The sequence below is a fragment of the Variovorax durovernensis genome (assembly GCF_977011995.1).
In genome coordinates, this window is the sequence record NZ_CDRNCW010000002.1 from 710,652 (window position 1) to 735,154 (window position 24,503).

23 protein-coding genes and 1 pseudogene are annotated in these 24,503 nt (G+C 68.9%); 11 read left to right on the forward strand and 13 right to left on the reverse strand.

The window, feature by feature from the left end:
• Nucleotides 1-7 precede the first annotated feature (7 nt).
• The 9 genes and pseudogenes from ACWV14_RS35345 to ACWV14_RS35385 all read right to left on the reverse strand — a co-directional run bounded on the left by ACWV14_RS35345 (nucleotide 8) and on the right by ACWV14_RS35385 (nucleotide 10,536).
• Nucleotides 8-1,180: a CMD domain-containing protein gene (locus ACWV14_RS35345; RefSeq protein ID WP_454908489.1), complete on the reverse strand. Its 1,173-nt coding sequence runs from the start codon at nucleotides 1,178-1,180 to the stop codon at nucleotides 8-10.
• Nucleotides 1,173-2,495, reverse strand: coding sequence for an acyl-CoA thioesterase/bile acid-CoA:amino acid N-acyltransferase family protein (locus tag ACWV14_RS35350; protein WP_454908490.1), 1,323 nt, complete (start codon nucleotides 2,493-2,495; stop codon nucleotides 1,173-1,175). Before ACWV14_RS35350 ends, ACWV14_RS35345 begins: the two co-directional genes overlap by 8 nt.
• Before the next feature lie 10 nt (nucleotides 2,496-2,505).
• Nucleotides 2,506-4,083 (reverse strand): ABC transporter substrate-binding protein, encoded by a 1,578-nt coding sequence (locus ACWV14_RS35355; protein WP_454908491.1) that lies wholly within the window; start codon nucleotides 4,081-4,083, stop codon nucleotides 2,506-2,508.
• 34 nt (nucleotides 4,084-4,117) lie between these two features.
• Nucleotides 4,118-5,167: an ABC transporter ATP-binding protein gene (locus tag ACWV14_RS35360; RefSeq protein ID WP_454908826.1), complete on the reverse strand. Its 1,050-nt coding sequence runs from the start codon at nucleotides 5,165-5,167 to the stop codon at nucleotides 4,118-4,120.
• Nucleotides 5,168-5,203: 36 nt separating this feature from the next.
• Nucleotides 5,204-6,193, reverse strand: a pseudogene (locus ACWV14_RS35365) (ABC transporter ATP-binding protein); the annotation flags it as partial.
• Nucleotides 6,190-7,089, reverse strand: a complete 900-nt coding sequence (locus tag ACWV14_RS35370; protein ID WP_454908492.1) for an ABC transporter permease — start codon at nucleotides 7,087-7,089, stop codon at nucleotides 6,190-6,192. The pseudogene ACWV14_RS35365 and the gene ACWV14_RS35370, both read right to left, overlap by 4 nt.
• A complete protein-coding gene (locus tag ACWV14_RS35375; protein ID WP_106938356.1) occupies nucleotides 7,086-8,060 on the reverse strand; it encodes an ABC transporter permease in 975 nt (324 codons plus the stop codon). The genes ACWV14_RS35370 and ACWV14_RS35375 overlap by 4 nt, the downstream gene beginning before the upstream one ends.
• On the reverse strand, nucleotides 8,057-9,550 hold the full coding sequence (locus ACWV14_RS35380) for a SidA/IucD/PvdA family monooxygenase (RefSeq protein WP_454908827.1): 1,494 nt from the start codon (nucleotides 9,548-9,550) through the stop codon (nucleotides 8,057-8,059). The genes ACWV14_RS35375 and ACWV14_RS35380 overlap by 4 nt, the downstream gene beginning before the upstream one ends.
• Nucleotides 9,547-10,536, reverse strand: a complete 990-nt coding sequence (locus tag ACWV14_RS35385) for a LysR family transcriptional regulator (protein WP_454908493.1) — start codon at nucleotides 10,534-10,536, stop codon at nucleotides 9,547-9,549. Before ACWV14_RS35385 ends, ACWV14_RS35380 begins: the two co-directional genes overlap by 4 nt.
• A 228-nt stretch (nucleotides 10,537-10,764) precedes the next feature.
• On the opposite strand from ACWV14_RS35385, the gene ACWV14_RS35390 reads away from it, so the two are divergent.
• Together ACWV14_RS35390 and ACWV14_RS35395 are read left to right on the forward strand one after the other, a co-directional pair.
• Nucleotides 10,765-11,034, forward strand: a complete 270-nt coding sequence (locus ACWV14_RS35390) for a type II toxin-antitoxin system prevent-host-death family antitoxin (protein WP_019657235.1) — start codon at nucleotides 10,765-10,767, stop codon at nucleotides 11,032-11,034.
• A 12-nt stretch (nucleotides 11,035-11,046) separates the two neighbouring features.
• Nucleotides 11,047-11,364, forward strand: a complete 318-nt coding sequence (locus ACWV14_RS35395; protein WP_081267703.1) for a CcdB family protein — start codon at nucleotides 11,047-11,049, stop codon at nucleotides 11,362-11,364.
• Between the two features lie 136 nt (nucleotides 11,365-11,500).
• On the opposite strand, the gene ACWV14_RS35400 is transcribed toward ACWV14_RS35395, so the two are convergent.
• The gene (locus tag ACWV14_RS35400) at nucleotides 11,501-11,854 is read right to left on the reverse strand and encodes a hypothetical protein (RefSeq protein ID WP_454908494.1); all 354 of its coding nucleotides are present in this window, start codon (nucleotides 11,852-11,854) and stop codon (nucleotides 11,501-11,503) included.
• Nucleotides 11,855-11,908: 54 nt separating this feature from the next.
• Between ACWV14_RS35400 and ACWV14_RS35405 the strand changes: the two genes are divergently transcribed.
• The 6 genes from ACWV14_RS35405 (at nucleotide 11,909) to ACWV14_RS35430 (ending at nucleotide 19,159) form a co-directional block, all read left to right on the forward strand.
• Nucleotides 11,909-12,442, forward strand: coding sequence for a MarR family winged helix-turn-helix transcriptional regulator (locus ACWV14_RS35405; RefSeq protein WP_454908495.1), 534 nt, complete (start codon nucleotides 11,909-11,911; stop codon nucleotides 12,440-12,442).
• Nucleotides 12,443-12,448: 6 nt separating this feature from the next.
• A complete protein-coding gene (locus ACWV14_RS35410) occupies nucleotides 12,449-14,032 on the forward strand; it encodes an ABC transporter substrate-binding protein (protein ID WP_454908496.1) in 1,584 nt (527 codons plus the stop codon).
• 123 nt (nucleotides 14,033-14,155) lie between these two features.
• Entirely contained in the window at nucleotides 14,156-15,097 is a 942-nt protein-coding gene (locus ACWV14_RS35415; protein WP_454908497.1) for an ABC transporter permease, read from the forward strand.
• 32 nt (nucleotides 15,098-15,129) lie between these two features.
• Nucleotides 15,130-16,062, forward strand: coding sequence for an ABC transporter permease (locus ACWV14_RS35420; RefSeq protein ID WP_454908498.1), 933 nt, complete (start codon nucleotides 15,130-15,132; stop codon nucleotides 16,060-16,062).
• Nucleotides 16,063-16,064: 2 nt separating this feature from the next.
• The gene (locus ACWV14_RS35425; RefSeq protein ID WP_454908499.1) at nucleotides 16,065-17,714 is read left to right on the forward strand and encodes a dipeptide ABC transporter ATP-binding protein; all 1,650 of its coding nucleotides are present in this window, start codon (nucleotides 16,065-16,067) and stop codon (nucleotides 17,712-17,714) included.
• A gap of 59 nt (nucleotides 17,715-17,773) precedes the next feature.
• The gene (locus ACWV14_RS35430) at nucleotides 17,774-19,159 is read left to right on the forward strand and encodes an amidase (protein WP_454908500.1); all 1,386 of its coding nucleotides are present in this window, start codon (nucleotides 17,774-17,776) and stop codon (nucleotides 19,157-19,159) included.
• Between the two features lie 196 nt (nucleotides 19,160-19,355).
• Here the strand turns inward: ACWV14_RS35430 and ACWV14_RS35435 are convergent, their stop codons facing one another.
• Both ACWV14_RS35435 and ACWV14_RS35440 read right to left on the reverse strand, forming a co-directional pair.
• Nucleotides 19,356-19,586, reverse strand: coding sequence for a hypothetical protein (locus ACWV14_RS35435; protein ID WP_454908501.1), 231 nt, complete (start codon nucleotides 19,584-19,586; stop codon nucleotides 19,356-19,358).
• A gap of 84 nt (nucleotides 19,587-19,670) precedes the next feature.
• A complete protein-coding gene (locus ACWV14_RS35440) occupies nucleotides 19,671-20,393 on the reverse strand; it encodes a PRC-barrel domain-containing protein (protein ID WP_454908502.1) in 723 nt (240 codons plus the stop codon).
• A gap of 146 nt (nucleotides 20,394-20,539) precedes the next feature.
• Here ACWV14_RS35440 and ACWV14_RS35445 point away from each other — a divergent pair, with 146 nt between their 5' ends.
• From ACWV14_RS35445 to ACWV14_RS35455, 3 genes are all read left to right on the forward strand, one after another.
• Nucleotides 20,540-21,799 carry an MgtC/SapB family protein gene (locus tag ACWV14_RS35445; protein ID WP_454908503.1) on the forward strand — a complete coding sequence of 420 codons (1,260 nt, stop codon included), beginning with the start codon at nucleotides 20,540-20,542 and terminating at the stop codon, nucleotides 21,797-21,799.
• Between the two features lie 125 nt (nucleotides 21,800-21,924).
• Nucleotides 21,925-22,188 (forward strand): hypothetical protein, encoded by a 264-nt coding sequence (locus ACWV14_RS35450; protein WP_454908504.1) that lies wholly within the window; start codon nucleotides 21,925-21,927, stop codon nucleotides 22,186-22,188.
• 1 nt (nucleotide 22,189) lies between these two features.
• The gene (locus ACWV14_RS35455; RefSeq protein WP_454908505.1) at nucleotides 22,190-23,023 is read left to right on the forward strand and encodes a universal stress protein; all 834 of its coding nucleotides are present in this window, start codon (nucleotides 22,190-22,192) and stop codon (nucleotides 23,021-23,023) included.
• A gap of 19 nt (nucleotides 23,024-23,042) precedes the next feature.
• On the opposite strand, the gene ACWV14_RS35460 is transcribed toward ACWV14_RS35455, so the two are convergent.
• Complete coding sequence (locus tag ACWV14_RS35460) at nucleotides 23,043-24,458, reverse strand: phenylacetate--CoA ligase family protein (protein WP_454908506.1); 1,416 nt, start codon at nucleotides 24,456-24,458, stop codon at nucleotides 23,043-23,045.
• Nucleotides 24,459-24,503 lie beyond the last annotated feature (45 nt).

Consider the following 24,503-nt stretch of genomic DNA (forward strand, 5'->3'; position numbering starts at 1 on the left):
GCGCGTGTCAGTCGCGCGGTGGAAACACCGGCTCGCCCAGGTTGAGCATCAGCCGGTTGGCCCAGGCGAAGATCGCCACCGCATGGATGGTGTCCAGGATCTCGAGATCGGTGAGGCCGGCGGCGCGCACGGCGCGCAGTTGCTCCGCACCGAAGCCGGCCGGGCTGCGCGTGAGCTCGATCGACAGGTTCACGATGGCGCGTTCGCGCGGCGTGGTGCCCGCGGTCTGCGGGTCGGTGAAGACCTGTGCGATCACGTCGTTGCGCTTGGCCAGCTGCTCGAAGCGCTGCGCATGCACCGAGGCGCAGTACACGCAGCCGTTGATGCGCGACACCACCGCGCTCGCCAGTTCGCGCTCGGCGCGCGACAGGCCGCCGGGCGCGTACATGATGGCGTTGAACACCGTGGCGCGCTCCTGCAGGATGCGCGGCTGGTGCACCAGCAGCAGGTAGTAGTCGGAGCTGCGCGCCTTCGGGTGGCTGCTGTCCAGCACCTGCACTTGTTCGGCCGAGGCCTGCGTCAGGTCGATCACCGGCAGCCATGCCTTCCAGCCCAGCGTCTCGCTGGTGTAGCCGTCGATGCGCAGCGGCTCGCCGGGCGGCGGCAGGTTGGCCGGGTGGACGAAGGGGGCCGTGTTCTCTTCCACGGCCGTTGCGGCGTTGTCGCCGCCGAGCGCGGCCAGCGCCTGCAGGCCGGCGACCACGCGCACCTGGTAGGCCACGAAGGCGATCAGCTGCGCCAGCGCCACCACCTCGGGCGTCGCCAGCCCGGCAGCCGGCAGCTTGAGCAGGGCCTCGCGATCACCCTCGACCGGGCGATCGGTCAGCGTGCGGGTGAATGCGAGCACAGCCTGCAGCCGTGGGTCCGCGCCTAGCGATTCGACCGGGGCGCCATCTGCGGCAGCCTGCTGCGCCGCGCTCAGCGGCGCCAACGCATCGAGCCGCGCGCGGTAGTGCGCCTGCAGCGCGACGCTGCCCGCGCTGCGCGCGATGGCATGGGCCGCAAGCAGGCGCTCGACCAGCGGCGGGCCCGACAGTGCCGGATCGAACAGGGCTTCGTAGCTGCCCTGCGTGGCAGCGGCCACCTTGTCGCGCTGGTGGCGCACCGCATGAACGGTGCTGCCCTCGGCGAGCGGCACGCAAGCGTCGACGAGGTCGGGGGAAAGCTGGGAATCAGTCATGGGTGGTGTCTCCGGAAGATGTGGTGCGCGCGGCTACGGCCTGCTGCAGGAAGCGCAGCACGCCCTGCCAGGAAGCCTCGTCCGCATGCGCGTTGTTCGCGGGCGTTCCGCCCGAGGTGCTGCGCCGGCCCGACACCGGATGCGCATAGCCGAGCTGCGTGGTCGGCACATAGGGGAACAGGATCGAATGGCCCGCGCCTTCGAAATCGAGATGCGCCACCGCGTGCGGATGCTCGAACTGCGCGAGGCGCTCCGTCACCATGCGGCTGTAGAGGCTCGACGGCCACGAGCCGTCGTCCGTTGCCGACAGCAGCATCACCGGCCCGCGGATGCGTTCGACCCTGATGCGCGCGCGCTCGACCGCCTCGGGGTCTTGCAGCGCGGTCAGCAGCGCGTCGGCATGGCGGCGCGGCTCGGGGCCCTCGTCCCAGGGTGCCCAGGTCGCGGTGCGGTTGTTCTCCCACACATGCGGCAGCGGCTGCCCGCGGAAGAGCCAGGCGGGCCCCTCGCGTCCGAGCGATGGATCGCAAGCGTTCTGCGCGCAGTGCACCACGGCGCCGGGCACATAGCCGATCACCGCCGAGACCGACTCGGGGAACAGCGTGCCCAGCAACAGCACCAGCTCGCCGCCGCGCGACTGGCCGCTGAGCGCGACGAAGCCGTGCGCCGGGCGCACCGCGCGGTGCAGCCAGGCCAGCGCTGTCTCGAAGTATTCGAGCCGGGTGTTCGAGATGTAGTCCGACAGGCCCGGCGCCTTGAAGTAGGCGAGCGCGAAGGCCGCGTAGCCGTGCGAGGCGTACAGCGCGGCACGCGGCTCGTTGATGCCGCCGCCGGAGCCGTTGAGGATCATCACGGCCGGATGCGGGCCCGGCCCCGCAGGCAGGTAGAGCGTGCCGACCAGGCCCTCTTCGCGCACATCGCGGCGGGTCACGCCCTCGCCGGCCAGTCGCTGCAAGAACCCGCCATGGAGTTCTTCGGCCGCATCGCCGCTTCGGCGCACGCTGATGTCGGTGCGCAGCGCCGCGCCCGGCACGGCGCCGAACTGCTCGCGCGCACCGGGCGTGTCCGGCACCTGGGACCAGACCAGGCCCATCTCCGACACGCCTTGGTAGCTGCTGCCGGCAATCGGCGCGTCACGCTGCAGGTCGACCGTGCCTGCGGCATCGGCCACGAAGCGCGCCGACGCGCGCCACGGCACGCCGGCCCCGCGCTGCGTGCAACTGGCGATCTCGATCTGCTCGCCCGGCGCCAGGCCATCGACCGCGATGCGCCGGGGCACGTCGATGAGCGCGTCCTCGGGCGTGATGCTCAACATGCGCGCGCCCTCACTTGACCGGCGTGACCTGCATCGCCGTCGTGCGGTCGCTCAGCAGCGGCACCACCTTCAGGCCCTTCTTCGCGGCCCAGATGTTCTGGTAGTGGTAGAGCGGGATCTGGCCCACGTCGTCGGTCACCAGCTTGGCGGCATGGCGGAAGATGGCTTCGCGGCGCTTGGCGTCGAACTCGACGGTGGCGGCGTCCAGCGCCTTGTCGACCGACTCGTTGCTGTAGCGGCCCCAGTTGTTGGAGCCGCGGCCGCGCTTGGCGTCGGGCGTGGTCAGCGTCTGCAGCAGGCCGTAGCCGGCTTCGCCGGTGCCGTTGCCCCAGGCGATCACGCTGACCGCATATTCGTTCTTGTTCGCGCGGCTCGAGTACACGGCCCACGGCACCACCTCGACCTTGGTCTTCACGCCGATGCGGCTCCAGAACTGCGCCACGGCCTGCACCGTCTCGGGCGCCTGCGGGTAGCGGTCGCCAGGCACGTGAATCGCGATCTGGAAGCCCTGCGGGAAGCCGGCCTCGGCCAGCAGCTTCTTCGCCTGCTCGGGGTTGTAGGCGATGTCCTTGACTTCGGGGTTGTAGCCGAAGCTGCCCTTGGGCATCCACTGGTTGGCCTCGGTCACGGTGCCCTGCAGCACGCGATCGACGATGGCCTTGCGGTTGATCGAGAGCGACAGCGCCTGGCGCACCTTCACGTCGAGCAGCGGGTTCTTCTCGAGCGGCTTGCCCGCGTTGTCGGTGATGAACTCGTTCGGGCCGGCCTTGAAGGTCGGCTGCAGCAGCAGCACGCGCAGCCCCGGGTAGGTGTACACGCTGACCTTCGGGTCCTTGCGCAGCTTTTCCACGTCGGTGACAGCGACCTTGTCGATCACGTCGACGTCGCCGGCCAGCAGCGCGGCCGTGCGCGCCGCGCCGTTGTTGATGAAGCGGTAGTTGACCTTCTCCCACAGCGGCTTCGGGCCGTAGTAGCCAGGATTGCGCTCGAACACCGTGCGGTCGCCCGGCACGTACGAGACGAACTTGTAGGGGCCGGTACCGACCACGGCGCGGCCCGCGTTGTAGTCCTCGGTCTTCGACTTCTCGCCGACGTGCTTGCTCACGATGTAGATCGATGCGATCTCCAGCGGCAGCATCGGGTTGGGCGTGGTGGTCTTGACGATCAGCGTGGCCGGGTCCTTGGCGGTGGCGGACTCCACCGAGCGCAGCGCGCCCGAATACGAGGCCACGCTGCCCGGCACGTTGCGCGCGCGCTGGAAGGAGAACACGATGTCGTCGGCCGTGAAAGGCGTGCCGTCCTGCCACTTGATGTCGGTGCGCAGCTTGAATTCCCAGGTCTTGTCGTCCAGCGTCTTCCAGCTCGACGCGAGCGCGGGCTCCAGCTTGCCGCCGTCGCGCGAATTGATGATCGAGTCCCAGAAATGCAGCGCCAGCGAACGGTCGCCCGCGTGGTTGTTGAGCTCGGGGTCGACCGAGGAGATCGGGTCGGCGAAGCCGATGGAAAGCGTCTGGGCGGAGGCCGATACGGAAGCCAGTGCTCCGGTGGCGAGCAGTGCGGCGGCGGTAATGGGAAGCAGGCGGTTCATGAAGATCCTTTGGCGAAGACAGTGAAGCAGGAGATCAGTTCGAGTCGTACGTCGTTTCGTACAGATGGCAGGCCGTGGCATGCCGGATCGCGATGCCGCGCAGCTGCGGCACCTCGGTGCGGCAGCGCGGCATCGCCTGCGGACATCGCGGATGAAAGTGGCAGCCCGAAGGCGGTGCGATAGGGCTCGGGATCTCGCCGCGGATCGCGCTGAAGGTGGTGCGCCGCGCGTCGATGCTCGGAATTTCGGCCAGCAGCGCCTGCGTGTACGGATGGGCCGGCCGCGCGAACAGTTCGGCCACCGGCGCGCTTTCGACCACGCGGCCGAGGTACATCACGACCACGCGGTCGCACAGATGCTCGATCACGCCCAGGTCGTGGCTGATGAAGAGGTACGCCAGCCCGAGCTGGTCGCGCAGGTCCATGAAGAGATTGAGGATCTGCGCCTGGATCGACACATCCAGCGCCGCCACCGCCTCGTCGCACACCAGCATCGAAGGCTGCACCGCAAGCGCCCGCGCAATGCCGATGCGCTGGCGCTGGCCGCCGCTGAACTGGTGCGGATAGCGATGGCGCAGCGTGGGGTCGAGCCCGGCGCGCTGCAGCTGGGCGCACACGTAGTCGTCCTGCCCTGCCGCGTCGGTCAGCCCGTGCAGCAGCGCCGCCTCACCCACGATGCGCGAGACGCGCAGGCGCGGGTTCAGGCTCGCGTACGGGTCCTGGAACACCATCTGGATGCGCAGCCGAGCCGCGAGTTGTTCCTCGGCCGAGAGGCTCGCCACCGGCTTGCCGCCGACGATCACCTCGCCCTCGGTCGGTGTCAGCAGGCCCGCGGCGATGCGGCCCAGCGTCGACTTGCCGCAGCCGGACTCGCCGACCAGGCCGACCACCTCGCGGGGCCGTACCGACAGGTCGACCACATCGACAGCGTGCGTGACCACCGGCGGCTTGCTCATGCCCACGCTGCGCAACGCACGGCCGACAGCACCGGGCGGCGGCGTGACGCCGAAGCGCTGCGCGACCTGGCGCAGTTCGATCAGCGGCACATCGTTTTCCTGCGCAGGCGCGCGCGCGGCGGCCGGCAGCGCGGCCGGCAACGTGCGCACGGATTTGTCGCGCTGCGGATGAAAGCAGCGCACCTCGTGCCAGGGCGCGTCATGCCGCGGGCGCGAAACCTCGGGCCGCACTTCGCAGGCCGCGTCCGCATGCGGGCAGCGCGGCGCGAAGGCGCAGCCGGCCGGCATGTTGAGCAGGCTCGGCGTCATGCCCTGGATCTGGCGCAGCCGCGCGCCGCGTTCGTTGGCGCTCGGCAGGCTGTCGATCAGCCCGCGCGTGTATGGATGCTGCGGATGGTCGAGCACGTCGGCCACCGTGCCGTGCTCGACGATGCGACCGGCATACATCACGGCGATCTCGTCGGCCAGGCTCGCCACCACCGACAGGTCGTGGCTGATCCAGATCAGCGAGGTGCCGGTGTCGCGCACCAGCTTCTGCACTTCGGAGAGGATCTGCGCCTGGATCGTTACGTCGAGCGCGGTGGTCGGCTCGTCCGCGATGATCAGGTCGGGGCCATGCAGCATCGCGATGGCGATCGCCACGCGCTGGCGCATGCCGCCCGAGAGCTGGTGAGGGTAGGCGCGCAGGCGCTCCTCCGGGCTCGGGATGCCCATCAGCCCCAGCGTGTCGCGCGCATGGCGGCGTGCCTCTTCGGTAGAGACGCGCTTGTGCGCCTTCACCGCCTCGATCATCTGGGTGTCGACCCGCAGCACCGGGTTGAGCGTGGCCATCGGGTCCTGGAAGATCATCGCGATGCGGTTGCCGCGCAGTTCGCGCCGCTCGGTCGCAGGCAGCTGCGTGAGTTCGCGGCCCTGGAACAGCACCTGCCCGCCCTCGACCTTTCCTGGCGGATCGACCAGGCCCATGATCGAGAAGCCCGTGACCGACTTGCCCGAGCCCGACTCGCCCACCAGGCCCAGCACCTTGCCTCGCCCCAGCGTGAAGGACACGCCGTCGACCACCGGCAGCACGCCAGCGCGCGTGTGGAAGCGCGTCTGCAGGTTGCGCACCTCGAGCGTCGGCACCTCGAGGTCTTGCACGGGAACGGCGCTCATTTCTGCAGCCTCGGGTTGAGCACGTCGCGCAGCTGGTCACCGACCAGGTTGATCGCGACGATGGCGGCCAGCAAGGCGACGCCGGGGAAGAAGCTGATCCAGTATTCGTTGGACAGCAGGTATTGGTAGCCGTTGGAGATCAGCAGCCCCAGCGAAGGCTCGGTGATCGGCACGCCCAGCCCCAGGAAAGACAGCGTGGCCTCCAGCGTGATGGCGCGCGCGATCTGCAGCGCGCCGATGACCAGCAGCGGCGGCAGGCAGTTCGGCAGGATGTGGCCGGTGACGATGCGCCAGCGCGGAATGCCCTGCCCCTGCGCCGCGTCCACATACTCGCGCCGCGCCTCGACCAGCGCCTGGCCGCGGGCGGTGCGCGCGTAGTAGGCCCACTCCAGCAGCACCAGCGTGAGCATCACGTTGCCCACACCCTTGCCTACATAGGCCAGGATCATCAGCGCCATCAGGATGGTCGGGAAGGACAGCAGCAGGTCGACCAGCCGCATCAGCAGCGCGTCGACCTTGCCGCCGGCATAGGCGGCAATCAGGCCGACCAGCGTGCCGACCACCGCGGCGATCAGCGCCGAGCCCACGCCCACCGTCAGGCTGATGCGCAGCCCGTAGACGATGGCCGAGTACAGGTCGCGGCCCTGCCCGTCGGTGCCGAGCCAGTAGGTGTAGCCGCCTTCGCTGCTGTGCGAACCCGGCGGCAGGCGCGCGTCGAGCACGTCGAGCTGCAGCAGGTCGTAGGGGTTCTGCGGCGTGATCCACGGCGCGAGCAGCGCGGCCAGCACCACGATGCCCAGCACCACCAGCCCGCCGACGGCGATGCGCGAGTGCAAAAAGTCCGCGGCCACGCGCCACCAGATCGAGCGCTCGTCGTAGCTTTTTGCTGCGCTCATTTCGCGCCCTCCAGCCGCACGCGCGGATCCAGTAGCTTGTAGAGCAGGTCGACGATGAGGTTCAGCGTCACGAAGATCACGACCACCACCATCAGGTAGGCCACCACCACGGGCCGGTCGAGCGAGTTGATGCTGTCGAGGATCAGCTTGCCGGCTCCCGGCCAGGCGAAGATGCTCTCGGTGACCACCGCATAGGCGATGGTCGCGCCCAACTCCAGCCCCAGCACCGTGACCAGCGGGATCATGGTGTTGCGCATCACGTGCATCAGCACCACGCGCGTGGGCGTGAGGCCCTTGGCGCGCGCGAACTTCACGTAGTCCTGCGGCAGCACCTCGCGCACGCCGGCGCGCGTGAGCCGCAGCACCAGCGAGATCTTGAACAGCGCCAGGTTGAAGGCCGGCAGCAGCAGGTGCTGCCAGCCGTCGAGCGTGAGCCAGGACCACTGCACGCCGAACAGCTCGCGCGTGGCGCCGCGTCCGCTCGCGGGCAGCCAGCCGAGCTGCACGCTGAACACCATGATCAGCATCAGCGCGACCCAGAAGGCCGGCAGCGAGAAGCCTACGATGCTGGTGGCCATCAGCGTGCGCGACACCGGATGCTCGGGCTTCATGCCCGCGAACAGCCCCAGCGGCACGCCCACCACGATGGCCATGAGCAGCGCCGCGAAGGCCAGCTCCATGGTGGCCGGCAGGCGCTGCAGGATCAGGCGCACGGCGTCTTCCTGGTAGACGAAGCTGCGCCCCAGGCTGCCGTGCAGCGCGCCGTCGACGAAGGCCAGGTACTGGCGCCACAGCGGCTGGTCGAGCCCGAGCCGCGCGATGGCGGCCAGGCGCTCCTGCTGGTTCATGTCCTCGCCGATGAGGATGTCGATCGGGTTGCCGATGGCATGCAGGCCGATGAAGACGATCACCGTCATCGCCACCACGACGCCCAGCGCCTGCAGCACGCGGCGCAGCAGCCAGCCGGTCATGGGGACACCTCGCGGTCGCCGGCTTCGATGTACGGCGGCAGCTCCGAAGGCGTCCATTCGTCGCCGTCGAGCTCGGGCTCGGCATAGCGCTGCATGGCGGCGAAGTGCTGGTCGGCGTCCTCGCTCAGCAGCCTGGCCGCAAGGCCGCGTGCCAGGCGCTGTGCGCCGTCGGTGATCTGCGGGATGTCGCCGGCAGCGGCGCCGTGCGAGAGCGAGGCGGCGTAGTTGAAGCAGTGCACGCGCTCCAGCCCTGGGCAGGCGCCCGGCGTCTTTTCCTGGAATTCGAACAGCGGGCCGAGGTCGGGCGATTCGGCCAGTTCGCTGTCTGCCATGCCCTCGGGCGGCGCGAAGCGGTCTTGCCAGACGCGCACCTGCGCGGAGAACGCGGCGAACTCGGGCCGCAGTGCCCAGTCGGTGCGAAAGCCCGTGCTGAACACGACGAAGTCGGCCGCCAGCGGGCCCTTGGCCGTGTCCAGGCGCAGCGCGCCGTCGGCCCGCTGCGCGGCGCCGAGCACCGGCGTGCCGAGCTGGAAATGCGCGTTCGCATGGCGCGACACGCGCAGCGTGCTGCCGTGCGGCGGCGGCACCTGCTGCACGTTGATGTAGTGGCGTATGCGCCACTTCCATTCGTCAGGCAGTTGCCAGAAGCCGTGGACCATGCCCGGGCTGCCCGCGCCCTTGCCCTTGTTGACGCGCGGCAGGTCGGCGCGGCGGATCAGCAGGTCGACGCGCGCGGCACCGGCTTCGAGCGCGCTCGCGGCGGCATCCATCGCCGAGGCGCCGCCGCCGACCACGGCGACACGCTTGCCGCGCAGGCTCTCGGCGTCCCAGCGTTCGGACGAATGGGCCCAGCGATCGCGCGGCAGCGAAGCCGCCCAGTCGGGCACCCAGGCGCCGCCGAGGCCGTCGCGGCCGGTCGCGAGCACGACGTGGCGCGCCTGCACGCTGTAGTGCCCGCCGCCCGCGGCGAGATCGGCCAGGTCGAGCTGCACCACGCCGTCGGCGCGCGGCAGCACCGCCCTCACCTGCTGTTCGTTGCGCATGTCGAGGTCGAGCACGCGGCGATACCAGCGCAGGTACTCGGCCCACTGCAGGCGCGGGATCTTGTCGAGCGCGTCCCAGGCCGCCAGGCCCCACTGCGCCTCGAACCAGGCGCGAAAGGTCAGCGCCGGCAGGCCCAGCGCGGGGCCGGTGAGCTCCTTGGGCGAGCGCAGCGTTTCCATGCGCGCGGTGGTGGCCCAGGGGCCTTCGAAACCGGCGGGCGAGCGGTCGTAGATGCGGGCATGCACGCCCAGGTGCGTGAGCGTCGCGAGCAGCGCGAGGCCCGCCATGCCGCCGCCGACGATGGCGACGTCCAGCAGCGCATCGCCTTGCGCTGGATTGGGCGGCACCCAGCGTTTGGCCGGCAGGCCGAGCCAGCACAGGTCTTGCCGCAGGCGCGCTTCGAGCGCGGGAAGGCCGAGGGGTACGTTCGTCACAGGGGCTTTCAGGAAATGCTCTCTTCGTCCGCAGCGGCATCGCCGCCGCCGTACAGGGTGCGCAGCAGCGCCGCGTGCGCCGACACGTCGTGCTGCACGAAATGCGGCAGCTCGCTGGCGGCGGCCAGCAGCGCATCGATCAGCGCGCGCACCGGCGCCGTGATCGGCTTGGCCTGCGGCGTGACCACGCCGAAGACGAAGGGAATGTCGGTATCGAGCGGCCGCACGGCCAGGCCTTCGAGCGGCGCGCCGCAGGCGGTCAGCGGCTCCAGCACGGCCACGCCGAGCCCGGCGCGGGCCAGCGCCTGGGCGTTGACCGAAGAATTGGTCTCGATCAGCGCGTCGCGCCGCGTCGGCGAATGGCCGGCGCGCGCCAGGGTGGCGTCGAGCCGGTGGCGCAGGCGGAACGGGTTGCTCATCGTGATGATGCGGCGCTGCGCGAGCGCCTCCAGGGGCACGACCTCATGCGCCGCCAGCGGATCGTCCTGCGGCAGCACGGCCACGCAGGGCATCTGCCCGATCCAGTGCACCTCCAGCCCGCGGTGCTCCAGCGGAAGGCTGCTCGCGCCGAGCTGCGCCGCGCCGCTGAGCACCGCATGCACGACCTGCTCGGGCGAGGCACTGCGCAGCTGGATCGGCATGGTGCCGGCCTGTGCCTCCATTTGCCGCAATGCCTGCGGCAGCAGCCCGAGTGCCAGCGCGGAGGTGGCGGCCAGCAGCAGCGGCTGGGCATTGCCGCGCGCGATCTCGGCCGCGCGCAAGTGGATCTGCTGAAGGCTGCCCAGGGCGCGGTCCACATCCTCATAGAGCAGGAAACCCTGCTCGGTCGGCGTCACGCGGGGGCCGTGGCGGGTGAACAGCGCATAGCCGATCTCGGCTTCGAGTTCCTGCACCAGGCGGGACACTGCCGGCTGCGAGCGCGCCAGCAGCCGTGCCGCGCCTGTGACGCTGCCGGTCGACATGACGGCGGCGAAGGCTTCAAGCTGCCGGAGTTCCATGGGGTTCAGTATCCATTTTCATCATCATGAAGCATTTAGCATGTGAATTGCAAATACTTCATCCGCATGAGCTTAGATGCGGGGTTTCTTAGCGCGGGATTCGAATCCCAACTGCTCGACAGATCGCGAGTCCGCGGGATCCCGTGTTGGGCTTGACCGCCTGCCGGAAGCCATCGCTGATTTCGGCGAATGGCTAAAATGGCTAATCCCCCCTATCCGAGTCCAATCATGCAAGTCAGTGCCACGGATGCCAAGAACCGTTTCGGCTACTACCTGAGTCAGGCCGAGCGCGAGCCCGTGCAGGTGATGAAGAACGACCGCGTCGCGGTGGTGATGGTCTCGGCTGCGCGTTATGCCGAACTCGAGGCGCTGGAACGAACGAAGACGCTCGGCCAGCGCAAGCGCGAATTCAACGAAACCTATGCGGAATGGATTGCCGCCCAGAACGGGCTCGTTGAGCGCGTGGGCGTTTTCGGCGAGGACTACCGTCCCTGGTGAGGGGATCGCGCGATGGCCCAGTTCGACGTCTATGCCAATCCGTCCAAGACCCAGCGCGGAGAAATCCCCTGGATGGTGGACATCCAGAGTGACATCCTCGACAAGCTCCCGACTCGCCTCGTGATACCGCTGGCACTGCGTGCCCACATGCCGGCGGCGATGCCGCGGTCTCTTTGCCCGATCATCGGCTGGAACGGATCGACGCTGGTGGCATTGCCGCATCTGGCTGCACCCTTTCGGGTCAAGGATCTGGGTCCCGTCCAGGGCAGCTTGCGGCCGCAGGCGAACGATTTCGTGGCCGCGCTCGATGCGGTGATCAGCGGCATCTGAGTCGCACCACGATCAGTGCCGTCGGGCTGCCGGGCAATCCGCCGATGCAATGCTTGTCCACCACGAGTATCAGGCCACCTGGCGCGTTGGCCATCTGCAAACCTTGCAGGTGCACGGGCGGTTTCCGTCAGCATGGTCACCCAGCGAACAATCTCTTCAGCCAACCCTGCTTGATCTGGCCGCCAGTCCTTCCCTGTCCCAATTCCTTTCTTACCTGTGCCTTGACGATCCTTTCCGCCGTCGACTCGGTGACTTGCAGATGCGCTTTCACGGCGGGGACATATGCACCGTCTTCGTGACGAATGTGGTTGAACAGCCAGCGCGAAAGCATGTCGTGAAGCTCGGCCAGCACATCCTCGGTGCGGCGAGTGCACCAGGAAAGGCAATCGCCCTTGGCTCGAGGGCGAGTGCTTCCCTCTTGCATTCCGGTTCTGCGCGGGGAATCGCTCTCATAGGGGATTTCCCTTGCGAGCTGGCTTGAAGCTTGCATAGGCCGGCAAGATAGTTGAATATTTCAACTATTGAAGGTTTCTCTCAAATCGCCATGCACGCACCGCTCCAGCTCAAGACCGACTACATCAACGTCCTGCTCGACATGGCCACCGAGCGCACGCGCGATCGCGGTTCGCGTGTCTACGAGATCGAGACCGGCCTGTCGCTGCGCGACATCCGGCTCCTGCGCGCCATCGGCGGCTCGCCCGGTATCACGATGGGGCAATTGGTGCAGGCCTGCGCGATCGAGAAAACGCTGGTCTCCAAACTGATCAGCGCGCTGGTCCAGCGCCAGCTGGTGCAGCGCCAGATCGGCAGCGAGGACGCCCGGCAGATCCACATGTACCTGACGCAGGCCGGCATCGACCTCGTGCTGCAGGCAGAGCCCATCGGGCGGGAAATGGAAGCGCGCTTCCTCGACTGCCTCAGTGCGTCCGAGATCGACACCCTGCGCCGCATCCTCAACAAGATCATCGACGCGGAAGCGGGTTCGCGCGATGTCTTCGAGTTTCTGCTGGCCCAGTTGCGCGAAAGCAAATCTTCGGAATCCTCCACCCCTCCCTCTGGCACTCCTCGAAAGAAGTAAGGCTTCATGGCAACTCCACTCTCGCTGCGCCGCGCGTTCGCGGTCACCCTGTCGGCACTGGCCCTGACGATCTCGGCCGCGGCCGGCGCGGACACCGTGCTGCGCACCGTGCCCTCGTCGGACCTGAAGATCCTCGACCCGATCTGGACCACCGCCAACATCACGCGCAACCACGGCTTCATGATCTACGACACCCTCTTCGGCATGGACGAAAAGGGCGTGATCAAGCCGCAGATGGTGGACAAGTACACCGCCAGTCCCGACAACAAGGTCTGGACCTTCACGCTGCGCCCCGGCCTGAAGTTCCATGACGGCGCGCCCGTCACCTCGCAGGACGTGATCGCATCGCTCGCGCGCTGGGCCAAGCGCGACACGCTCGGCCAGAAGATGTACGAGGCCATGGACAACATCACCGCGGAAGGCCCGAACGCCTTCCGCATGAACTTCAAGCAGCCCTTCGGCGTGGTGCTCGACGCGCTGGGCAAGCCCAATCCGCTGGTGCCTTTCATCATGCCCAAGCGCGTGGCCGACACCCCCGCCGACAAGCAGATCGAAGAGATGATCGGCTCCGGTCCCTTCACGCTCGCCAAGGAAGATTTCCGCCCCGGCGACCGCGTGATCTACCGCAAGAACACCGCCTACGTGCCGCGCAAGGAAGCCCCTTCGGGCCTGGCGGGCGGCAAGGTGGTGAACGTGGACCGCGTGGAATGGGTGCTGCTGCGCGACCCGCAGACGCAGGTCAACGCCCTGCTCAACGGCGAGGTCGACATGCTCGAGACCGTGCCCTCGTCCGGCTACACCGACATGCGCACCAACCAGAAGATCGAACTGGTGGACGTGATGCCCGCCGGCCCGTTCACCGTGATCTACAACCACAAGGTCGCGCCCTTCAACAACCCGAAGGCGCTGAAGGCGGCCATGCTCGCCATCAACCAGGAAGCCATGCTGCGCGCGCAGGCCGTCTTTCGCGACTTCTACAAGCCCTGCGCCTCGATCTACCTGTGCGGCTCGATGTATGCGAGCGACAAGACCGGCTTCTTCACCGGCAAGCCGCAGTTCGAGGAGGCCCGCAAGCTGCTGAAGGAGTCGGGCTACGACGGCAAGCCCGTCGTCATCATGCTGCCGGGTGACTCGCCCGCATTGAACAAGCTGCCTGCGATCTACGGACAGTTGCTCAAGCAGGTCGGCTTCAACGTCGACGTGCAGACCACCGACTGGGCCACGCTCGTGACCCGGCGCACCAAGAAAGACCTGCCGGAGAACGGCGGCTGGAACGCCTTCATCACCTTCTGGGGCGGCGTGGACGCCAGCAGCCCCATCACCTACAGCCCGTTGACCGGCAACGGCGACCAGGGCTACTTCGGCTGGCCGGTCGATCCCGAGCTGGAAAAGCTGAAGACACGCTTCATCGAAACCGCCGACATCGCGCAACGCAAGGACATCGCGGCGCAGATCCAGCTGCGCGTGCTCGAAGGCGGTGTGATCGCCCCGCTGGGCGAAGGCAAGGCGCCCACGGCGGTACGCCGCGGCGTGGTCAGCGGCCTGCTGCCCTCGCCCGCCGTCCTGTACTGGAACGTGCGCAAGCAGTAGGCGCGGCCCTCCACTTCTTCATCGAGTCGCTTGGCCGGTCGCACCCGTTGCGACCGGTCGGGGATTTGCTTTGCCCGCATTACCTGCATCGGCTGTTCAACCGCTCGAACGAGACCCTCTTACATGCTCAACTTCCTGTTGCGGCGCGGCCTGGCCACGGCGCCCGTGCTCCTGATCGTGGCCGTCATCGTCTTCCTCCTGCTGCGCATGACGCCCGGCGATCCGGCGGCGGCCATCGCGGGCGACGGCGCCACCGTGCAGGACGTCGAACGCATCCGCGCACAGCTCGGCCTGGACGCACCGGTCATCAGCCAGTTCTTCGGTTGGCTGGGCCACGTTCTGCGCGGCGACCTGGGCTACTCCTACTTCTACAAGATGAGCGTGACCCAGCTGATCGGGCAGCGGCTGGAGCCCACGCTGTCCGTGGCTGCGGTGACCGTCGTGCTCACCGTGCTGATCGCGGTGCCGCTGGGTGTGCTGGCGGCCTCGCGGCGCGGCGGCCGGCTCGACCGCTTCATCATGAGCGCCTCGGTGCTCGGCTTCTCCGTGCCGGTGTTCGTCGCGGGCTACCTGATGATCTGGCTGTTCTCGATGCAGCTGGGCTGGCTGCCGTCGCAGGGCTACAGCCGCATCGCCGAAGGCGTCGGCCCATGGCTGCGCAACCTGGTGCTGCCGTGCGTCACGCTGGCCGTGATGTATGCCGCGCTGATCGCACGGGTCACGCGGGCGGCGGTTTCCGAAGCGCTGACCGAAGACTATGTGCGCACCGCGCGTGCCAAGGGCATCTCCGAGTGGCGCATGCTGATTCGCCACGCCCTCGCGAATGCGGCCGTGCCGATCGCCACCATCGTCGGCCTGAGCGTGGCCGGCCTGATCGGCGGCGTGGTGGTGACCGAGACGATCTACGCCATACCGGGCCTGGGCCAGCTGACGGTGGACGCGGTGCTCTCGCGCGACTACCCCCTCATCCAGGGCATCACCCTGTTCTTCTCGCTCGTCTATGTCGTCGTCAACCTGCTGGTGGACCTGAGCTACCTGCTGCTCGATCCACGCATCCGCTACTGACGCGCGGCCATCTTCTCTTGGAGACCCTTTCCATGAATTCGATTTCCATACCGATGGACTCGACGACGGCGGAACTCCGCCGTCGCAAGCCATCCCTGCTGCGCCGCGTCTTCTCGAATGGTGCCGTGCGCACGGGCAGCGTGCTCCTGTTCCTCATGGTGGTGCTGGCGGTCGCGGCCCCCTGGCTCTACACCATCGACCCCAACGCCATGGACCCGGCCAGCTCGCACCTGTCGCCGGGCGCGCATGCCGAATTCACGACGCTGGCCGGAGACAGCTTCGAGCGTTTCTTCCCGATGGGCACTGACAGCATGGGCCGCGACATCTGGAGCCGCACGGCCTACGGCGCGCGCATCTCGCTGTCGGTCGGGGTGGCGGTCGCACTGGGCTCGATCGTGCTGGGAATGCTGGTGGGCATGATCGCGGGTTACTTCCGCCGCTTCGACGGCGTGATCATGCGCGTCATGGACGGGATGATGGCGATCCCGGGCATCCTGTTCGCCATCGTGCTGGTCGCGGTCTGGCGGCCGAGCCTGTTCACGGTGATCCTGGCCATCACCGTGCCGGAAACGCCGCGCGTGGCAAGGCTGGTGCGCTCGGTCGTCCTGTCGGTGCGCGAAGAGCCGTATGTCGAGGCCGCCATTGCGCTGGACACGCCCGCCTGGAAGCTGATGCTGCGCCACATCCTTCCCAACACGGTGGCTCCGCTGATCGTCCAGGGCACCTTCGTCTGCGCGGCTGCGATGCTGGCGGAAGCGGTCATGTCCTTCCTCGGCATCGGGCTGCCCTCCGACGTGCCGACGTGGGGAAACATCATGTCCGAAGGCCGCGCGTATTTCACGTCGCATCCTTCGACCGTGCTGCTGCCGGGCGCCTTCCTCGCGCTCACGGTGCTGGCGGTGAACATGCTCGGCGACGGCCTGCGCGACGCGCTCGACCCCAAGTTCAACAAGCGCGGGAGCTGACCATGGCACGCACGCTTTCCACCACCACCTCCTCCGCAGCCGGATCGGCCTGCCTGGTCGTGCGCGACCTGTGCATCGACCTGCCCGAGGGCGCGGACCGGCCGCATGCCGTTCACGCCGTTTCCTTCGACGTGATGCCCGGCCAGGTCGTGTGCCTGCTGGGCGAGTCGGGTTCCGGCAAATCGGTGATCGCCCAGGCCGTGATGGGGCTGCTGCCCGCTTCGCTGGTGCCTTCGGGCGGACGCATCGAGGTTCTGGGCGAGAGCATCCTCACGGCCGATGCCGCGCAGCTGCGCGCGTGGCGCGGCGCACGCATGGCGATGGTGTTCCAGGAACCCATGACGGCGCTGAACCCGGTGATGCGCTGCGGTGCGCAGGTCGACGAAATACTGGCCGAGCACACCGGGCTCGGCGCCTCCGAGCGCCGGCAGAAGGTGCTGGCCATCTTCGCGCGCGTCAAGCTGCCGGAGCCCGAACGCATCTACGACGCCTACCCGCACCAGCTGTCGGGCGGACAAAGGCAGCGCATCGTGATCGCCATCGCGCTGATCCTGCGTCCCGCGCTGCTGATCTGCGACGAACCCACCACCGCGCTGGACGTGACCACGCAGGCCGAGATCCTCTCGCTCATTCGCGAGATGCAGCAGGAGAACGCAACGGCGGTGCTGTTCATCACGCACGATTTCGGCGTGGTCGCGGACATTGCGGACCATGTCGTGGTGATGCAACTGGGCCGGCAGGTCGAAAGCGGCCCGAAGGACGACGTGCTGCGCCGCCCGAAGGAGCCCTACACGCGCATGCTGCTCGACGCGGTGCCGCGGCTGGAGCCCGCCCCGCGCCCTCCCCTCGCGGACGCGCCGCCCCTGCTCGATGCGCGCGGCGTGACCAAGACCTATCGCTCCGGATCGTGGCCGGGCAAGCGCCGCACGGTGCATGCGGCCACCGATGTGTCGCTCAAGCTGCATGCCGGCGAAACCGTGGGCATCGTGGGCGAGTCAGGTTCGGGCAAATCCACCGTTGCGCGCTGCATTGCGCGCCTGATCGAACCGACCGGCGGCGAAGTCTGGGTGCCTCACATCGAGGCGCAGCACACGCAGCGTGCTCGACTCTCGGCATTCAGGCGCATGGTGCAGGTGGTGTTCCAGGACCCGAACCGTTCGCTGAATCCGCGCCGCACGGTCGGGCAGTCGATCGTCGAGGGGCCGGTGAACTTCGGCCTTTCTCCCGAGAAGGCCTGGAAGCGCGCCGAGGAACTGATGGACCTGGTGCGGCTGAAGCCCGAGGTGCTGCATCGCTATCCGAGCGAGTTCTCCGGCGGCCAGCGACAGCGCCTGTGCATCGCGCGTGCGCTGGCCTGCGAACCCCAGGTGCTGATTGCCGACGAGGCCGTGTCGGCGCTCGACGTCTCGGTGCAGGACCAGATCCTCAAGCTGCTCGCGGAAATCCAGCAGCGCCTGTCCATCGGCATCCTCTTCATCACGCACGACCTGCGCGTGGCCAGCCAGATCTGCGACCGGCTGATCGTCATGCACAAGGGCCGCATCGTCGAACAAGGCACGGCGCACGACGTGCTGCTGTCGCCGCGCGAGGCCTACACCCGCTCCCTGTTGGCCGCGGCCCCTGGTCAGGGCTACGCGTTCGGGCAGGGCTGATGCGCGCGCACCAGCCACTGGCCCCGATCAACATCTCCGACCCGAAAAAGAAACACACCATGGAAACACCCCTGTACGCCCTGAGCGCCGTCCAACTGCTGGAACACTATCGCGCCCGCACTCTCTCGCCCGTCGACGTGACGAAGTCCGTGCTGGCGCGCATCGAGCGCTGGGAGCCGAGCATCCACGCCACCTACGCGCTGGATGCCGAAGCCGCGCTGGCCTCGGCCCGGGCCTCGGAAGCGCGATGGAACCAGGGCGCGCCGCAAGGCGAACTCGACGGCGTGCCCGTCACGCTCAAGGAAAACATCGCCACGCGCGGCACGCCGACTCCGGTCGGCAGCGCCGCCACGGTGCTGTCGCCCGCCGCGGCGGATGCGCCAGCGGCCGCGCGCCTGCGCGAAGCGGGCGCGGTCATCGTCACCAAGACCACGATGCCGGACTTCGGCTTCCTGGGCGCGGCCCCTTCGAGCTTCCATGCGCTCACGCGCAACCCCTGGGACCTGAGCAGGAACACGGGCGGCTCCAGCTCCGGTGCGGGCGCCGCGGCCGCCGCGGGCTACGGCCCCTTGCACCTGGGCACGGACATCGGCGGCTCGGTGCGCATTCCCGCCAACTTCTGCGGCGTGTTCGGGCTCAAGCCCAGCCACGGGCGCATTCCGGTCGATCCGCCGGCCGCCGCGCGCGTGATCGGTCCCATGACGCGCACCGTGGCCGATGCCGCACTGCTGATGAAGGTCGTGTCTCGCCCCGATCCGCGCGACTACATGAGCCTGCCGGCACAGGACATCGACTGGGAACATCTGGGCCGCGACGTACGGGGCCTGCGCATCGGCCTGTGGACCGACACCGCGGGCGGCTGGCCGATCGATCCTGAAGTGAAAGACGCGGTGCTGGCGGCGGCGCGCGTCTTCGAGCAGGCCGGCGCCATCGTGGAGCCCCTGTCCGACTGGACCACGCTGGACATGCGCATGGGCATGGCGCACTTCTTCACCATGCGCTGCCGCGTCGACCTGGCGGCCATGCCGGTCGAGCGCGCCAGGCTGGCGGCGGACTACATCCACGCCGCAGGCGAGTTCGCAGGCTCGCTCACGCCCGAGGAAACCTTCCGCGCCTTCACCCGCATGCAGGCGCTGCGCGCCGCGACCGTGGCAGCCACGCAGCCATACGACTACGTGCTGTCGCCGGTGTCGCCCGTGCTGCCGTTCGCGGCGGAGGCCATCAACAGCGGACCGGAGAATCCTCTGAAAGACTCCCACTTCACCTCGGTGTTCAACCAGTCCGAGCAGCCCGCGGCGTCGATCAATTGCGGCTACGCCCGCAGCGGCCTGCCCATCGGCCTGCAGATTGCAGGCCGCCGGTTCGACGACCTGGGCGTGCTGCAGATTGCCCGCTTCTACGAGTCGGTCCGGCCAGCGCAATCGCCGTGGCCGGAACCCCGCTGATCGGGTACAGCGCGAAGCAGGCGGTCGGGTCGGGCACGGGCACCGGGCAGATCCAGGCCGGCAGGAGCCCGATCTCGCGCGGCTGCCGTCGGGCATCAAGACGGCAAAGCATGCGGCGGCGCGCTGGCCGATGCCTTCGAGCATGTTGCGCAGGGGGAGAGAGGGCATCATGGAATGCGGCCGGTCGCATGTGCGCCTAGCCGTCGAGCGGTACGCCGCCGCCGAAACGGCAGATCCACAGATCCGTCATCTCGCGCTGGGCGGCGCCGATCGAGCGCTGCCAGGCCACCAGCATTTCCCATTGCTCACGCTGCGCGTGTAGCATGCTTTTGCTCACGGCCAGTTGCCAGTTCATGATGGATTGAAAATAGTCGCCGCCGAAGGGCGCGGGAGTTCTCGGGGTCGTCGAAAAAGCATCGCTGGGCATGTGGTGTCTCCAAGAGCCAGCGGCCATCCTAGGAACTCGCCGGCGGGTTCGCTTGATGCGCATCAAGCAACGCGCGGATGCCCGTCAGGCCCCGGCGTCGCGGATCGCGCTGCGCAGGCGTGCGGAAGCCCGGCCGACCTCGGCCTCCACGGCCTGCCATTGCGCCGCCCCGGCGGTGTCCATTTCGGCCACCCTGTCCTCCACCTCTTTCTGGCTCTGCCGCAGCGCGAGGATGCGCCGGTCCAGGTCGACCCTGGCCTGCCCGCTGCTCTGTGCGCCCATGCGCTCGAGCCGGGCGACGGCCTGCCGCGCCCTGTCGACATCCCGCTGCGCCCGCTCGACGATGGAACTCTGCGTGCGGGTGATCGGCGCGTAGACGAAGGCGGGCTGCGAGGCCAGCGCCCGGCGCTCGGCATCGGGCAGCACGAGACGGCCTGCGTGCACCTGCAGCTGCGCCGCCGGTACCGTGACGAGGTGCTCGCCCGTTCTCAGGTTGCCGCCCGTGTCGACGAGCAGGAAAGTCACGCGCTGTTCCCGGCCGACGATCAGGTCGCGCACCTTGCCCAGCCTGTCCCCGGACGCGTTGTACACGGGCCGCCCGAGGATGCTCTGCTTCGCGCTCCATCCCGCGACCACTTGCTCCGTCTCTGTCGTCGTGGTGTCCAGCCGAACGGCACCGGCCACCTGCGCATCGGCGATATGGGCAAGCGCGAATGCGAGCGTCAGGCCGACGATCAGCAGGCTGCCGACATGCGGCTTGCGAACCCGCGCGAGGGAGTGATCGCGATGTTCGAGGAGTGCTTTCATGCCAGGGAGCTTCGAGGTGGGAAATTGACCCATCCTCCCGTCCGGCACGGCCCTGCGGCTTGAGAAAAATCAAGCCCGCGCGATCAAGCGCCGGGCCGATGGCTTGCGCGCCTTGACGCGGTGCCGCCCGGGAGGACACTGGGCGGATGAACACCTTCAGTCCATCGGCTGCGATCGCCGGGCTGGCCGTGGCACTGGGCATCGGCGTCATGGTCGGGATCGAGCGCGAGCGCCGAAAGGGCGACGGCGACCGGCGCGCGGCCGCCGGATTGCGCACCTTCGCCATCGCGGCGCTGACCGGTGCGGTCGCGCAGATCCTGCCCGTGCCGACGCTCGTTCCCATCGGGGCAGCGTTCGTCGCCACGCTGGCGGCGGTGTCGCACTGGCGGAGCCGATCGCAAGACCCCGGCATGACCACCGAGCTCGCCCTGTTCACCACCTATCTGATCGGCGTGCTGTGCGCCATCGATCCGTCGCTGGGCGCGGCGTGCGGGACCGGCCTGACGCTGCTGCTGGCGACGCGCCGCAGGCTGCACCGGTTCGCAACCCAGTTGCTCAGCGAGCAGGAGTTGCACGACGGCGTCCTGCTGGCGGCGCTGGCCCTGATCGCGCTGCCGCTCATTCCTTCCGGCCCCATCGAGATGCTCGGCGGCATCGCGCCCCGGCCGCTGGCCGCGATGGTGTTGCTGATCATGGGGGTACAGGCTGCGGGACAGGCTGCGGTGCGTTGGCTCGGCGTGCGCAGCGGCATGCTGGGCGCGGGCCTGGCTTCCGGCTTCGTGTCGAGCACGGCCACCATCGTCGCGTTCGGCAACCGCGCACGCGAGCAGCCGCTGCACACCGGCCTGCTGGCCAGCGCCGCGGCCTTGTCCGCGGTTGCTACCTGGGTGCTGGCCCTGGTGATGACTACCGCGCTGTCTCCGCAGGCGGCAGTCGCCTTGCTGCCTGTGGCATTGGCCGGTGCCGGAGGCGCGGCGGCGGTGGGTCTGTTGCCGCTTCTGTCGCACCCGCCGGCCGTCGCGCCGGAAGTGCCCGCCAGCGCCGGAAGCGCGCTGCATCCGCGCGAAGCGCTCATGGTTGCACTGGCTCTGGCGCTCGTCGCGCTGCTGGTGGGCACGGCGCAGCGGCACTTCGGCAATACGGGGCTGCAGATCAGCATCGCGCTCGCCGCACTGGTCGATGCGCATGCGCCCATCGCCTCGCTCGCCTCGCTGCAAGCGGCCGGCACGCTGTCGACGGAGCATTTCATCCGGGGCGTGCTGGTGGCTGTCGCAACCAACACGCTCACGCGCTGCGTGGTGGCCGTGGCAGCCGGCGGCAGGATCTACGCACTGCGCGTGGCCGCCGCGCTCGTGGCGAGCCTGGCCTGCGCATGCGTCGCCGCCGTCTGGCTCGTGGGCGCCTGAGCGCTCGCCGCGCCTTGATCCAGCGCAAGTCGCCGGGCCGGGCGACCTCCTAGAGTCGCCCCGAATTCATCACATCGCGCGGCAAGAGACCGGCACGACCGGCGGGCGCATACATGAGGAAAACCATGGCACGTCACTTCCGGATACCCGACATCACCGTGCGAATTCCCTTCGGGACCACGGAATCGGAGCGCACTGCCCTGCTGCGGGCCGCCGGCGTTCCGCTGGACGCGCACGGCGACATCGCCGGGGGTTTCCTGCACGAGCGCGGGCCCTTGAGATTCGGCGGCGACACCATCTGCCGCTGGCTCTGCACCGGCGACGCATCGCCGGCGCGACCCTTGGCCGATGAGGAGCCCGGCCCCATGTCCGCCCCGCAAGGAGCCTGAGATGAACGCGATCCGTTCGATCCTCGTCCATCTGGATGGCACCGACCGCGCCGAGGCTCGGCTGCGGCTCGCGCACCGGATGGCGGCCCTGCACGAGTCGGCGTTGACCGCGCTCTTCGCGGTGTCCCCCAGCGTGCTGGCGGTGCTGCCGATGATGGGCGGCATGCCGCCCATGCCGATGGCCGGCGAGGTAGACCGCGACCACCGCGCCCACGCCGCCGCCATGTTCGAGCGGCTTCTGCAGGACAACGCCAATCGCAGCGACTGGCGCGAACTGCGCGGTGAACCGGTCATCGAGAGCTTCGTGCGCAGCGCGCTCACCTGCGACCTCATGGTGCTCGGGCAACGCAATCCCAGGGACGCGGCCGGCTTCGACGTGCCCGGCGACTTCGTCGAGTCCGTCCTGCTCGGCAGCGGCAAGCCGGCGCTGATCGTTCCCTTCAGCGGGCGGATCTCGCCGGCGCCGGACAAGGTGCTGGTCGCCTGGCGCCCGACACGCGAGTCCGCCCATGCGCTCACCACCGCCCTGCCCATGCTGCAGTCGGCGAAGGAAGTCCATCTGGTGGCCTCGGTGGACGGCGACGATCCCTTGCTGCCGATATCCCGGCTGCGGGACTATCTGCGCCTTCACGGCATCGGGCAGACGCATGGGCATCGGCCCCTGGAAGACAACAGGCACACCGGCGAGGCGCTGCTATCGCTGGCGGCGCAGGTCGGCGCAGGGCTCATCGTCATGGGCGCCTACGGGCACAGCCGCGCGCGCGAGCTCGTGCTCGGCGGCGCCACCCGCACGGTGCTGGAATCGGCCACGATTCCGGTCTGGATGACGCACTGATGGGCGGGTAGACCGACATTCAGAGCGAGATCACCCGCCGGGTCTTGCCGCTGCGCCCGCAATGCGCGCCTTCGCCGCTGCGGCAATGGATGCGGATGCCCCGCGCGCCCTGCGCCTCGAGAAAGGCTCCGAGCACTTCGCGCCCCTTGCACAGGGTCTGTGCGGCCTGCGCATCCTTCGCGCAGGACTTCAGCAGCAGGTCGCGCGGCCCCTGCTGTACCAGCTGGAAGTCGAACAGGCCGGCCTCTTCCTCGAGCACCGTGCTCACCGCCAGCGGCAGCACCTTCACCGCCGGCATACCGCCGGTGCCCGCCAGGCGCAGCGTGTCGTCGTCGCGTCCCTGCACCTCGATGGCCGGCAGGTGCGAACCGCATTGGCAGTCCGCGTCCAGCAGCGTGACCCGGTCGCCCAGGTCGTAGCGGATCAAGGGCTGCAGGTGGTTCGCCAGGTTGGTGAGCAAGGTCGTCGTGCCGGCATGGCCTCGCGGCACGGCGCGGCCGTGCGCATCGACAGGCTCGAGGATCGCCCAGTCGCTGTTGAGGTGCATCACGCCGAGCGGACATTCGAAAGCGAGCGAGAGGAACTCCGAGGCGCCATAGCTGTTGGCCACCGGGCAGCCGAATGCGCCGCGCACGAACGCACGGCTGGCGGCCGACAGTGTCTCGCCACCGGTCCAGACCTCGCGCGGCGCCGCCTTGAGCCGGCCGGCGCGCCGCTCCTGCGCGAGCAGCACCGCGGCGCTGGGATAGGTCGCCACCACCGTGGGGGCGAATGCATCGAGTTCGGCGCACAGCCTGTCCAGCGGCTGCAGGAAGGAGATGCCGCGCAGGCGCTCCGAGAGGCCCGGCTGCAGGCGCCGCAGCCGCTCGACCGATACCGTGCTTGCGAAATGCCCGTCGGTCGCGCCGACGAAAGCAATGCGTTCGGTCAGGCTCCACGGATCGAGCAGGCGGTCCAGCGGCCGCAGCAAGGGGCGGCGCAGTGCCTCGAGCGCGTCGTATACCGCCATCGCGTGCGCATCCTGCACGAAGATGGCTGGCTCTCCCGTGCTGCCCGAGCTCTCCCACACGGTGTAGCGGCCCATGAAGGCCGTCGCGATCTTCGTGGGGTCGGCGACGAAGCCGCGCAGTGTCTGCAACGAAAGCGCCGGATCGGCCACCCAGCCTTCGAAATCGCGCATCAGCTCCGCCTTGTGCGACACCGGCAGGTCTTCGAGCCGCACGGTGGCCGGATCGCAGCCTGCCAGCAGACGCCGGTACCGCGGCGAGCGCGCGGCCGCACCCGCCAGGAGCGCCGCAAGCCGCTGCGCGCGCAGCGCGGCAAGCGATTCGGCAGCAGCCTGCGTGGCCATCGACACCTCGGCCGCGACCACGTACGCCTGCCATGGATCAAACGTCGGCGGCATGGGCGCGGCTTCAGGGAAATGGCGGTGCATGAAGGCTCCTTCGAGCTTGCAGCTTGCGCCCGCACCGGCGCGGCG